Annotated in this window: 15 protein-coding genes; 2 read left to right on the top strand and 13 right to left on the bottom strand. The window is 54.2% G+C overall.

Annotated elements, in window-relative coordinates; all coding sequences use genetic code 11:
* The 9 genes from ABLU80_RS17415 to fkpA form a co-directional block, all read right to left on the bottom strand.
* Window positions 1-289: GTP-binding protein (locus tag ABLU80_RS17415; protein WP_000031683.1), on the bottom strand; the 289-nt coding region annotated here is incomplete at its 3' end.
* A gap of 69 nt (window positions 290-358) precedes the next feature.
* The gene (gene fusA, locus ABLU80_RS17410; protein ID WP_045375915.1) at window positions 359-2,473 is read right to left on the bottom strand and encodes an elongation factor G; all 2,115 of its coding nucleotides are present in this window, start codon (window positions 2,471-2,473) and stop codon (window positions 359-361) included.
* A 96-nt stretch (window positions 2,474-2,569) separates the two neighbouring features.
* Window positions 2,570-3,040 carry a 30S ribosomal protein S7 gene (gene rpsG / locus ABLU80_RS17405; RefSeq protein ID WP_015369416.1) on the bottom strand — a complete coding sequence of 157 codons (471 nt, stop codon included), beginning with the start codon at window positions 3,038-3,040 and terminating at the stop codon, window positions 2,570-2,572.
* Window positions 3,041-3,135: 95 nt separating this feature from the next.
* Window positions 3,136-3,510, bottom strand: coding sequence for a 30S ribosomal protein S12 (rpsL, locus tag ABLU80_RS17400; protein WP_000246815.1), 375 nt, complete (start codon window positions 3,508-3,510; stop codon window positions 3,136-3,138).
* A gap of 124 nt (window positions 3,511-3,634) precedes the next feature.
* On the bottom strand, window positions 3,635-3,922 hold the full coding sequence (gene tusB / locus ABLU80_RS17395; protein WP_045375910.1) for a sulfurtransferase complex subunit TusB: 288 nt from the start codon (window positions 3,920-3,922) through the stop codon (window positions 3,635-3,637).
* A gap of 7 nt (window positions 3,923-3,929) precedes the next feature.
* Window positions 3,930-4,289, bottom strand: a complete 360-nt coding sequence (gene tusC, locus ABLU80_RS17390) for a sulfurtransferase complex subunit TusC (RefSeq protein WP_015369414.1) — start codon at window positions 4,287-4,289, stop codon at window positions 3,930-3,932.
* A complete protein-coding gene (gene tusD, locus ABLU80_RS17385) occupies window positions 4,289-4,675 on the bottom strand; it encodes a sulfurtransferase complex subunit TusD (RefSeq protein WP_049034362.1) in 387 nt (128 codons plus the stop codon). The genes tusC and tusD overlap by 1 nt, the downstream gene beginning before the upstream one ends.
* The gene (locus ABLU80_RS17380) at window positions 4,675-5,397 is read right to left on the bottom strand and encodes a transcriptional regulator (protein WP_004868391.1); all 723 of its coding nucleotides are present in this window, start codon (window positions 5,395-5,397) and stop codon (window positions 4,675-4,677) included. The genes tusD and ABLU80_RS17380 overlap by 1 nt, the downstream gene beginning before the upstream one ends.
* 166 nt (window positions 5,398-5,563) lie before the next feature.
* Window positions 5,564-6,382 carry an FKBP-type peptidyl-prolyl cis-trans isomerase gene (gene fkpA, locus ABLU80_RS17375; RefSeq protein ID WP_015369412.1) on the bottom strand — a complete coding sequence of 273 codons (819 nt, stop codon included), beginning with the start codon at window positions 6,380-6,382 and terminating at the stop codon, window positions 5,564-5,566.
* 221 nt (window positions 6,383-6,603) lie between these two features.
* Between fkpA and ABLU80_RS17370 the strand changes: the two genes are divergently transcribed.
* The gene (locus ABLU80_RS17370) at window positions 6,604-6,822 is read left to right on the top strand and encodes a protein SlyX (protein WP_015703644.1); all 219 of its coding nucleotides are present in this window, start codon (window positions 6,604-6,606) and stop codon (window positions 6,820-6,822) included.
* Between the two features lie 57 nt (window positions 6,823-6,879).
* On the opposite strand, the gene slyD is transcribed toward ABLU80_RS17370, so the two are convergent.
* The 4 genes from slyD to kefG form a co-directional block, all read right to left on the bottom strand.
* Window positions 6,880-7,470: a peptidylprolyl isomerase gene (gene slyD / locus ABLU80_RS17365; protein WP_015369410.1), complete on the bottom strand. Its 591-nt coding sequence runs from the start codon at window positions 7,468-7,470 to the stop codon at window positions 6,880-6,882.
* A 94-nt stretch (window positions 7,471-7,564) separates the two neighbouring features.
* Window positions 7,565-7,765 (bottom strand): YheV family putative zinc ribbon protein, encoded by a 201-nt coding sequence (locus ABLU80_RS17360; protein WP_004106389.1) that lies wholly within the window; start codon window positions 7,763-7,765, stop codon window positions 7,565-7,567.
* A 13-nt stretch (window positions 7,766-7,778) separates the two neighbouring features.
* The gene (kefB, locus tag ABLU80_RS17355; RefSeq protein ID WP_015369409.1) at window positions 7,779-9,584 is read right to left on the bottom strand and encodes a glutathione-regulated potassium-efflux system protein KefB; all 1,806 of its coding nucleotides are present in this window, start codon (window positions 9,582-9,584) and stop codon (window positions 7,779-7,781) included.
* Entirely contained in the window at window positions 9,571-10,134 is a 564-nt protein-coding gene (kefG, locus tag ABLU80_RS17350) for a glutathione-regulated potassium-efflux system ancillary protein KefG (RefSeq protein ID WP_015369408.1), read from the bottom strand. Before kefG ends, kefB begins: the two co-directional genes overlap by 14 nt.
* Before the next feature lie 173 nt (window positions 10,135-10,307).
* On the opposite strand from kefG, the gene ABLU80_RS17345 reads away from it, so the two are divergent.
* The gene (locus ABLU80_RS17345) at window positions 10,308-12,212 is read left to right on the top strand and encodes an ABC transporter ATP-binding protein (protein WP_015703646.1); all 1,905 of its coding nucleotides are present in this window, start codon (window positions 10,308-10,310) and stop codon (window positions 12,210-12,212) included.
* Window positions 12,213-12,257: the final 45 nt, after the last annotated feature.

The following is a 12,257-nucleotide window of genomic DNA, read 5'->3' as shown; positions in this document are numbered from 1 at the left end:
CAGCACCGGTGATCATGTTTTTAACATAGTCGGCGTGGCCCGGGCAGTCTACGTGTGCGTAGTGGCGAGTCGGGGTGTCATATTCAACGTGGGAAGTGTTGATGGTGATACCACGAGCTTTTTCTTCCGGCGCGTTATCGATCTGGTCGAATGCGCGAGCAGCACCGCCGTAGGTTTTAGCCAGTACGGTGGTGATTGCAGCGGTCAGAGTAGTTTTACCATGGTCAACGTGGCCGATAGTACCAACGTTGACGTGCGGTTTTGTACGTTCAAATTTTTCTTTAGACACGGCTATATTCCTTACTATAGTGCTCTCCCCTCAGGAGAGAGCACGGGACTTAGGTTTTAATCCTGTGGATTATTTACCACGGGCTTCAATAACGGCCTGAGCAACGTTGTTCGGCGCATCATCATACTTCAGGAATTCCATGGTGTATGATGCACGACCTTTGGTCAGAGAACGCAGCTGAGTTGCATATCCGAACATTTCAGACAGCGGAACTTCAGCGTGGATCTTAACGCCAGTTACTTCAGATTCTTGACCGCGCAGCATGCCGCGACGACGGCTCAAGTCACCGATTACGTCACCGGTGTTCTCTTCCGGAGTTTCTACTTCAACCTTCATGATCGGCTCAAGCAGAACTGGTTTCGCTTTCTTAAAGCCTTCTTTAAAGGCGATAGAAGCGGCCAGTTTAAACGCCAGCTCAGAGGAGTCAACGTCGTGGTAAGAACCGAAGTGCAGACGGATACCCATATCAACTACCGGGTAGCCAGCCAGCGGACCAGCTTTCAGCTGTTCCTGGATGCCTTTATCAACGGCCGGGATGTATTCGCCAGGGATTACACCACCTTTAATGTCGTTGATGAACTCGTAACCTTTCGGGTTAGAGCCCGGCTCCAGCGGGTACATGTCGATCACAACGTGACCGTACTGACCACGACCACCAGACTGCTTGGCGTGTTTACCTTCAACATCGGTAACTTTCTGGCGAATCGCTTCGCGGTAAGCAACCTGAGGTTTACCGACGTTCGCTTCAACGTTGAATTCACGCTTCATACGGTCAACGATGATGTCGAGGTGCAGTTCACCCATACCGGCGATGATGGTCTGGTTAGACTCTTCGTCAGTCCATACGCGGAATGACGGGTCTTCTTTAGCCAGACGACCCAGAGCCAGACCCATTTTTTCTTGGTCAGCTTTGGTTTTCGGCTCAACGGCGATGGAGATTACCGGCTCAGGGAATTCCATACGCTCCAGAATGATCGGCGCATCCGGGTCACACAGGGTGTCACCAGTGGTTACGTCTTTCAGACCGATAGCGGCAGCGATATCGCCCGCGCGAACTTCTTTGATCTCTTCACGTTTGTTAGCGTGCATCTGAACGATACGACCGAAACGCTCACGTGCAGCTTTCACGGAGTTCAGTACGGTATCACCAGAGTTAACCACACCGGAGTACACACGGAAGAAGGTCAGGTTACCAACGAACGGGTCGGTAGCGATTTTGAACGCCAGTGCAGAGAACGGCTCGTCGTCGCTTGCGTGACGCTCAGCCGGGGTATCTTTACCGTCGTCCAGGATGCCGTTGATTGCCGGAACATCAACCGGGGATGGCAGGTAATCAATTACCGCATCCAGCATCGCCTGAACACCTTTGTTCTTGAATGCAGAACCACAGGTTACCAGGATGATTTCGTTGTTCAGAACGCGCTGACGCAGAGCTTTTTTGATCTCTTCTTCAGTCAGTTCTTCACCGCCCAGGTATTTTTCCATCAGCTCTTCGGAAGCTTCCGCAGCGGACTCGATCAGGTTCTGGTGCCATTCGTCAGCCAGGTCCTGCATGTCAGCCGGGATATCTTCGTATTCGAAGGTAACGCCCTGGTCTGCATCGTTCCAGTTGATGGCTTTCATTTTCACTAGGTCAACAACACCGGTGAAACCTTCTTCAGCACCAATTGCCAGCTGCAGCGGAACCGGGTTCGCGCCCAGACGGGTTTTGATCTGACCAACAACTTTCAGGAAGTTCGCACCCATGCGGTCCATTTTGTTAACGAACGCAATGCGTGGAACTTTATATTTGTTTGCCTGACGCCATACGGTTTCAGACTGCGGCTGAACACCACCAACTGCGCAGTAAACCATTACCGCACCATCAAGAACACGCATGGAACGTTCTACTTCGATAGTGAAGTCAACGTGCCCCGGGGTGTCGATGATGTTTACACGGTGCGGTTCATACTGTTTAGCCATACCAGACCAGAATGCAGTAGTCGCAGCGGAAGTGATGGTGATACCACGTTCCTGCTCCTGCTCCATCCAGTCCATGGTAGCGGCGCCGTCATGAACTTCACCGATTTTGTGGTTTACACCGGTGTAGAACAGAATACGTTCGGTAGTAGTGGTTTTACCGGCGTCGATGTGCGCACTGATACCGATGTTACGGTAGCGTGCGATGGGTGTTGTACGAGCCATTTGATTCCTCGTTTATTTCTTTAGGCGTTCAGTTAAGTTATCCAGAGCGGGCGACTCATCTGAAACGCCCGCCTGGTGACTATGACTCCGAAGGGATTACCAACGGTAGTGTGCGAACGCCTTGTTGGCTTCGGCCATACGGTGAACGTCTTCACGTTTCTTAACTGCAGTACCTTTGTTGTCTGCAGCGTCAGTGAGTTCGTTCGCCAGGCGCAGAGCCATGGATTTATCACCGCGTTTACGAGCAGCTTCAACGATCCAACGCATTGCCAGGGCATTACGACGAACCGGACGTACTTCAACTGGAACCTGATAAGTAGAACCACCTACGCGGCGGGACTTAACTTCGACAGTCGGGCGCACGTTTTCGAGCGCAACTTCGAAGGCTTCCAGTTCAGTTTTACCAGAGCGCTGAGCCAGGGTCTCCAGCGCGCTGTATACGATAGTTTCTGCAGTAGATTTTTTACCATCTACCATCAGGATATTTACAAATTTAGCCAGCAGTTCTGATCCGAACTTCGGATCCGGCAGAATTTTACGCTGACCAATGACGCGACGACGTGGCATGGAAATACTCCGTTGTTAATTCAGGATTGTCCAAAACTCAAAGAGTTTAGTTTGACATTAATATAAAACGTTTGGCCTTACTTAACGGAGAACCATTAAGCCTTAGGACGCTTCACGCCGTACTTGGAGCGAGCCTGCTTACGGTCTTTAACGCCGGAGCAGTCAAGCGCACCACGAACGGTGTGGTAACGAACACCCGGAAGGTCTTTAACACGACCGCCACGGATCAGGATCACGGAGTGCTCCTGCAGGTTGTGACCTTCACCACCGATGTAGGAGGTGACTTCGAAACCGTTAGTCAGACGCACACGGCAAACTTTACGCAGTGCGGAGTTCGGTTTCTTAGGAGTGGTGGTATATACGCGAGTACATACGCCACGTTTCTGCGGGCAGGCTTCCAGCGCCGGCACGTTGCTCTTTGCAACTTTGCGCGCGCGTGGTTTGCGTACCAGCTGGTTAACTGTTGCCATTAAATAGCTCCTGGTTTTAGCTTTTGCTTCGTAAACACGTAATAAATCGCCTCATATAATATGAGGACGCAGAATTTTAGGGCGGTGCCGAAAAGGTGTCAAGAAATATACAACGATCCCGCCATTACCAGGCCAACTGACCTTCATGTTTGACCGTAAGACTGACGAAATCAGTATAGTCAACCCTGACGACACTGTCCGCAATTTGACCAGCCAGCCCGCGGGCTTCGATATCGTCTTGCAGAGCATGTAGGGTTATGGGGGCGGATTGCAGGATTTCAAGGAAACGGCCGCCGTCAATCGCCGCGACCACGCCATCGGAGAGCAGGAGCAGATCGTCGCCTGGCTTCACCAGACGCAGCATCGCGTCGATATCGACATGCCAGGGAGAGACGCTTAGAGTGTGGAGCATCTGGGCCTCAGAATCGTAAAATCACGTTGAATTCATCAAGCCGGGCGCGCAGCGCTTCTGGCTCGAGGCTTTCGACATCCACCACCCACGGCGTATCGGCGGCCAGGCCGCGCTCGCGGGCAGACGCCGCGCATAACCAACACTGTTCGATGTCATACAGCGATAACAGCTTGAAGGTGGCGATATAATCACGGGCGAGGATTTTTCCCGGCTGCTGGCCAGGGATAATCTGAAACACGCCGTCGCCGACAAAAAAGACGCCGAGGTCGTCGGTAAGCGCCGAGGTCGCCAGTAAGGCGTCCAGCCCTTCCCTGCCGGCTGCGCTGCCGTGCGGCGCGGAAGAAAATACGAAAGCCACGCGTTTCATCAGAACTGCACCATTCTATCGCAGGTTAACGACGCTTCAGCCAGCGCGCCTAGCCCGCTTAAGGTGAATCCCGGCTGCAGATTATGCGCCGGCAAACCAAGCTGCTGCGCTTCGCGTTCATCGCTCACGCCGCGGCGTAGCGCGGCTGCCACGCAAATGTGCAGCGCAACGGCATGTTCATCATGCAGGCGCTGCCAGTGACGCACCAGGTCTATCTCATCGCTGGCGGGGGCCGTCAGCTGATTGGCGTTGTAGACCCCTTCACGATAGAAAAATACGCAGGCCAGTTCATGTCCTGCGTTAATAACCGCCTGCGCAAACTGCCACGCGCTACTGGCCTGCTGAGTACCGTAGGCAGGCCCGGTTACGGTGATGGCAAAACGCATTACTTATCGAGCCCCTGGAAATCACCGCTTTTAAACTGGCGGATGTAGAGGTACACCGTGTGTTTAGAGATATTCAGGCGATCGGCTACCTGGTTAATCGCATCTTTGATATCGAAGATGCCTTTCTCGTATAGATTCAGCACGATTTGGCGGTTTTTCGCGTTATTCGATACGTTGCGATCGGCATTCACCTCTTCAATGGTGAACTCCAGCGTTTGCGCCACCAGATCATCCACCGACGAGGCGAAGTTGACCTGCGAATTGACTTCCGGCGTTTCCGGCGGAATAAAAGTGCTCATAATCTGCGAGAACGGAACATCAAGGTTCATGTTGATACAAAGCAGACCAATCACCCGATGTTCCCGGTTGCGAATGGCGATAGTCACCGATTTCATCAGCACACCGCTTTTCGCGCGGGTAAAATAGCACTTCGATACGCTGCTATCCGCTCCCGTCATATCGTGCAGCATACGTAACGCCAGATCGGTAATCGGCGAGCCAATTTGGCGGCCGGTGTGTTCACCGTTAGCGATACGAATAGCGGAGCATTTTAAATCCTGCAGTGAGTGCAGCACGATTTCACAATGGGAACCAATGAGCATCGCTAACCCGTCCACCACCGCTTCATAGGATTTTAGGATATCGAAGTCGGTCTGGTCGAAAGGACGTTGATCCAGCAGGTCAAGCTCGCTGGTTTCGTTGGTTAAAAGCGACCTGGACATGTAAAAAAGCACTCCTTTTCAGGAGCCTGTCGTTATCGTCAGGGCAGGCTCATCATCATTATTAAGCTATCTAAAGTAATACAGCGCCTGAGGAATTTTCCAGTTTTAATTATATCTGCAGCCAATAAAAAAGCCGCCGCCCCTGAAGGCGGCGGCTTATAGCAGATTACTTCTTAGCGTCTGCAGCCGGAGCTTCGGCAGCGGCTTCTGGCTTAGCATCAGCCTTCGGAGCCGGTTTGATGTCCAGCAGTTCTACATCGAATACCAGCGTAGAGTTAGCCGGGATACCCGGAACGCCAGTTTTGCCGTAGGCCAGATCTGGTGGGATAACCAGCTTGATTTTGCCGCCTTTTTTGATGTTTTTCAGGCCTTCGGTCCAGCCAGGAATAACGCCATCAAGACGGAAAGAGAGCGGCTCGCCGCGGGTGTAAGAGTTATCGAACTCTTTACCGTCGATCAGCGTACCTTTGTAGTTCACCACGACGGTATCGCTGTCTTTCGGCGCATCGCCAGTACCGGCTTTCTCGACTTTATACATCAGGCCGGATTTAGAGGTTTTCACGCCCTTCTCTTTAGCGAAGGCGTCACGGAACGCTTTGCCTTTGGCATCGTTCTCGGTCGCATCTTTTTCCATCTTCTGCTGAGCGGCGGTTTTCACGCGGGTCTCAAAGGACTGCAGAGTGGTTTCAATTTCTTTGTCGGACAGTTTGCTCTTATCGGCAAACGCATCCTGCACACCGGCGATCAGCTGGTCTTTATCCAGTTTGATACCCAGCTTCTCTTGTTCTTTCAGGGAGTTTTCCATGTAACGGCCGAGGGATGCACCCAGCGCATAAGCGGATTTTTGATCGTCATTTTTAAATGCCGATTTGCTGTCCGCCGCCGGTGCAGCTTTCGCTGCGGTATCGGCAGCAAAGGTCAGCGGTGCATTCAGGGCAACGGCCATCGTGGTCGCCAGCAGCGTTACTTTAAACAGTGATTTCATCCATTTCTCCAGGGCCGGGGCATCTCACCCCAGGGTTATAATAAAAAGCAAAAAACGTACTATAGAACGTTGCAGAACAAATCTACATACGGACCTACCTGAATATCGCCTCATTTCAGACTATTTTTGTATGAATTAGTTTCCTCTCTGACGTTACGATGCTGCGTTAACGCGGAAACTTGAGTAGAATCCGCCCGCAAACAAGACAGAAGAGGCGACCTATGAACGATAGCACAATGGAGACGCGTCTGGCGGAACTGGAAAGCCGACTGGCGTTTCAGGAGATCACCATCGAGGACCTCAACAAAACCGTCACGGCGCATGAAATAGAAATGGCCAAAATGCGCGAACATATGCGCTTGGTAATCGAAAAATTGAAAGCGACACAGCCGTCGCACATCGCGTCACAGTCTGAAGAGACGCCGCCACCGCATTATTGAGACGTAAAAAAAGCGGGTTTCCCCGCTTTTTTGGCTATTCGCGCGAACGCGACGCCATTAGTGGCAACCGCAACCACCGTTACCGCAACCACCTTTGCCGTGTTCATGGTCGTGACCATGATCGTGGCCGTGGCCGCCGCAGCAACCGTCATGACCGTGGTCATGATCGTGATCGTGGCCATGAGCGCCGTGTACGTGACCGTGCTCCAGCTCTTCTGCAGTGGCTTCGCGCAGGGCGACAACTTCTACGTTGAACTTCAGATTCTGGCCAGCCAGCATGTGGTTGCCGTCAACCACCACGAAATCGTCACCGACTTCGGTGATTTCTACCGGTACCGGACCCTGGTCGGTTTCAGCCAGGAAGCGCATGCCAACCTGCAGTTCGTCAACGCCCATGAAAACGTCTTTAGGAACGCGCTGAACCAGGTTTTCGTCATACTGGCCGTACGCGTCATTCGCGCCGACTTCGACATCAAATTTGTCGCCTACTTCGTGGCCGTTTAATGCGTTTTCCAGGCCGGAAATCAGGGAACCGTGACCATGCAGGTAGTCCAGCGGCGCACTCACCGGAGACTCATCAACCAACACACCGTCTTCTGTACGTACCTGATAGGCCAGGCTGACCACCAGGTCTTTTGCTACTTTCATGATATCTCCTGAGCATGGGAAGAATAGTGGCGCAGATTGTAGCGGAATTCTGCAGCCGTGTACCCTTTAGCTTAAAAAAAGGCGACAGATAACGCTAGTCCGGATGAAAAATGCCGATCACTTGCTCTTCTTTACGAACGTGCTCGCGGACCTCTTTATCGGCCTCGCGCATCTGATGTCCGCACTTAACGCACTCAACAATATCGACATTATTCTCGCGCCACATCGCCAGTGAATCCTGCGCCTGGCACGCCGGGCATTTTGCGCCGGCAATAAAACGTTTACGTACCGCCATTTTGCTCTACCTTCTATTCAAACTCGTCCCAGCCGTCCAGCTGCCGGCTTTCTTTCTGCATTTCACGCTCAAAAATCTCTTCCAGCTCGCGCCGGGCTTCCCGCACGCGGGATATCTGTACGGTATCAGTATGCACTGGCATTAACTCGCGCAGCATTCGCATATCGAGGCGTCGAAAGTGCAACTGCGCGCGCTGCGCCTGATGCGGATGCATTCCCAGGGTCACCAGCGCCTTGCGCCCCAATTCCAGGGCGCTGGAGAAGGTTTCTCGCGAGAATTGCGTCACGCCCGCCTGTAATAGCTCATGCGCCTCTACGCGCCCCCGCGCACGCGCCAGAATATGGAGGTGGGGAAAATGCTGTTGGCACATCTCCACCAGCTTCATGGTATCTTCCGGCTCGTTGCAGGTAATCACAATAGACTGCGCCTCTTCCGCCCCCGCCGAACGCAGCAGCTCAAGCTGCGTCGCATCGCCGAAATAGACTTTGTAGCCATATTTGCGCATCAGGTTGACCGCGCTGATATCGCGTTCAAGCACGGTAATACGCATTTTATTGGCCATCAGCAGGCGCCCAATCACCTGACCAAAACGCCCGAAGCCAACGATAATCACCTGTGGCTTATCATCCTCGACCCATGGCGCCTCATCGGTATCCTCCGCCGGGTTAAGCCGTCGCGACAGCACTTTATCAATGACCTTCATCAGGAGCGGCGTGGTCATCATCGATAAGGTTACGGTAACCAGCAGCAGCGCCATTTGATCGTTATGGAACAGCTTCTGCGAAGCCGGCATGGAAAAGAGAACAAAGGCGAACTCGCCGCCCTGGCTCAATACGCCGGCGAACTGCGTGCGCTCGGAGCTGCGCAAACCATATAGCCGGGCCAATACATAAAGCACCAACGCTTTAACCGCCACCAGCGCGGCAACGCTCAGCGCGACCCACAACAGATGGGTATATAGCACGCCAAGATTCAGCGCCATGCCGACGGAGATAAAAAACAGCCCCAGCAGCAAGCCTTTAAACGGCTCAATAGCGATTTCCAGCTCGTGGCGATATTCGCTTTCCGCCAGCAGCACGCCAGCGATAAACGTCCCCAGCGCCATTGACAGCCCCAGGGCGTCCATAAACAGCGCGGAACCCAGCACCAGCAGCAGCGTGGCGGCGGTAAAGACCTCACGCACGCCGGAACCGGCGATAAAACGGAAAACCGGGCGCAGCAGAAAACGGCCGCCAATCAGCATGCCGGCGAAAGCCAGCACCTTCATCCCCACCGACATCCAGTTGAAGTTATCGTCGCCGTGTCCGGCGAGCAGCGGGACCAGCGCCAGCGCCGGGATCACCGCTAAATCCTGAAATAACAGAACTGAAAAGCCCAGCTGGCCGGATTCGTTACGGCTCATTCCCTTCTCGCGCATCAGCTGCAGCGCCATTGCGGTAGAGGACATTGCTAACCCAATACCGCCCACCACGGCCGCCTGCCACGAAAACCCGGTGACCACCAGCAATCCGCCGAGGATCGCCGCGCTAAACAGCACCTGCGCCGCGCCGACGCCGAATATCGAGTTGCGCAGTTGCCACAGTTTGGCCGGATTAAGCTCAAGGCCGATGATGAACATCAGGAATACAACGCCCAGCTCGGAAAAGTGAAGAATTTCATCCACATCGCTAATAAAGCCAAGCCCCCACGGGCCAATTGCAATCCCGGCCAGCAGGTAGCCGAGCACGGCGCCAATGCCCAGCCGGGCCGCCAGCGGTACCGCCACCACGGCGGCAAACAAAAACAGTACCCCTGCTAATAGCAAATCAGCTCCCGCCATTGACGCCTCCTGTAGCAACAGGATTCGCGAGCCAATCGCGATATGCGCGGGCGTGGCTTTGCAAATCTTCCGGCCGCTGTCGGCGCGCCCAGTAGACAATAATCGGACTCAGCCAGTGCATGCGGCACATGCCGGCCGTTAACTCAAAAGGGCGCAGAATATCATTCATCGGATAGCGATTAGCATCGCGGCGGTAAGCGCTCTCCGGCTCGCCGGTGGTGATCACGCTACGCCAGTACTTTCCCGCCAGTTGATTTCCTCCCGCGCCGCTGGCGAAGCCGCGGCTCAGCACCCGGTCCAGCCACTCTTTCAACAATGCCGGGCAGCTCCACGTATACAGTGGATGTTGGAAAACAATCACCTGATGCTGACGCAGGAGATCCTGCTCATGGGCGATATCAATAAAAAAATCTGGATAGTGCGCATAAAGATCGTGCACGGTGACATTCGGCAACTGTAAGGCCGGTTCAAGCAAAACCCGGTTGGCCACGGAATCCTGAGATTCTGGGTGGGCATACAGCAGCAACACTTTCGCTGTCTGAGACATCATTCCCCTCCCGAACGTCATCTGGCGGCTTGCGAAGCGGCTGCGTCTCGACGCAACCAGAATGACTTTGTCTATCGTCTTCATTTTGGGCTACCATTGCGGCCCTATGGAGCGTTTCGCTTCCACACTACATTATCATAAAGACAAATTAACATAGTCTGAACATACGGCGCCTTATGATTGTTTTCTCCTCGTTACAAATTCGTCGCGGCGTACGCGTCCTGCTGGACAACGCCACCGCCACCATCAATCCTGGCCAGAAGGTCGGTCTGGTGGGTAAAAACGGCTGCGGTAAATCTACGTTGCTTTCGCTTTTGAAAAACGAGATAAGCGCCGACGGCGGCTCCATGACCTTCCCGAGCAACTGGCAGCTGGCGTGGGTTAATCAGGAAACGCCGGCCCTGCCGCAACCGGCTATTGATTATGTTATTGATGGCGATCGCGAGTTCCGCAAGCTGGAAGCCGATTTACAGCAGGCCAATGAGCGCGACGACGGCCACGCCATCGCTACCGTTCACGGTAAGCTGGATGCCATTGACGCCTGGACTATTCGTTCCCGCGCCGCCAGCCTGCTACACGGCCTTGGTTTCAGTAACGAGCAGCTTGAGCGCCCGGTCAGTGATTTCTCCGGCGGCTGGCGTATGCGCTTAAACCTCGCGCAGGCGCTGATCTGCCGTTCCGACCTGCTGCTGCTCGACGAACCGACCAACCACCTCGATCTTGATGCGGTGATCTGGCTGGAAAAATGGCTGAAAGGCTATACCGGTACGCTGATCCTGATTTCCCACGATCGTGATTTCCTCGATCCGATCGTCGATAAAATTATTCATATCGAACAGCAAACGATGTTCGAATACACCGGTAACTACAGCTCGTTTGAAATCCAGCGCGCGACCCGTCTGTCGCAGCAGCAGGCCATGTATGAAAGCCAGCAGCAGCGCGTAGCCCACTTGCAGAGCTATATCGACCGCTTCCGCGCCAAGGCCACCAAAGCGAAGCAGGCACAGAGCCGTATCAAAATGCTTGAGCGCATGGAACTTATCGCTCCGGCGCACGTCGATAACCCGTTCCACTTCAGCTTCCGCGCGCCGGAAAGCCTGCCAAACCCGTTACTCAAGATGGAAAAAGTCAGCGCCGGCTACGGCGAACGGATTATTCTCGACTCCATCAAGCTGAACCTGGTGCCCGGTTCGCGTATCGGTCTGCTGGGGCGCAACGGCGCCGGTAAATCAACGCTGATTAAGCTGCTGGCCGGTGAGTTACAGCCGCTGTCCGGTGAAATTGGCCTGGCGAAAGGGATTAAGCTCGGTTACTTCGCCCAGCATCAGCTCGAATTCCTGCGCGCCGATGAGTCGCCGATACAGCATCTGGCCCGCCTGGCGCCGCAGGAGCTGGAACAAAAACTGCGCGACTACCTCGGCGGCTTTGGATTCCAGGGGGATAAAGTCAGCGAAGAGACCCGCCGTTTCTCCGGCGGTGAAAAAGCGCGCCTGGTGCTGGCGTTAATCGTCTGGCAGCGCCCTAACCTACTGCTGCTCGATGAACCGACCAACCACCTTGATCTTGATATGCGTCAGGCCTTAACCGAAGCGCTGATCGACTTCGAAGGGGCGCTGGTCGTGGTCTCGCACGATCGTCACCTGATCCGCTCCACTACTGACGATCTGTACCTCGTACACGACGGTAAAGTTGAGCCGTTTGATGGCGATCTGGAAGATTATCAGCAGTGGCTGAGTGATTCGCAGAAGCAGGAAAACCAGGCCTCTGAAGCGCCGAAGGATAACGGCAACAGCGCGCAGGCGCGTAAGGATCAAAAACGCCGCGAAGCCGAACTGCGCACGCAAACGCAACCGCTGCGTAAAGAGATCGCCCGTCTGGAAAAAGAGATGGATAAACTCAACGCGCAGCTGGCGCAGGCGGAAGAGAAACTGGGCGACAGCGAGTTATATGACGCCTCGCGCAAAGCGGAATTAACCGCGTGCCTGCAGCAGCAGGCGAGCGCCAAATCAGGGCTCGAAGAGTGCGAGATGGCGTGGCTGGACGCGCAGGAACAGCTGGAACGGATGCTGCAGGAAGGTTAATGCAAGACAGTGACAACAAAAGGCGGGATATCCCGCCTTTTTTCA

Origin of the sequence: Klebsiella sp. CN_Kp104 (assembly GCF_040064515.1) — a bacterium.
Classification (GTDB): Bacteria; Pseudomonadota; Gammaproteobacteria; order Enterobacterales; family Enterobacteriaceae; genus Klebsiella; species Klebsiella aerogenes.
Note: the sequence above shows the minus strand (reverse complement) of the source record. Positions and strands in the feature narration are given on the sequence as shown.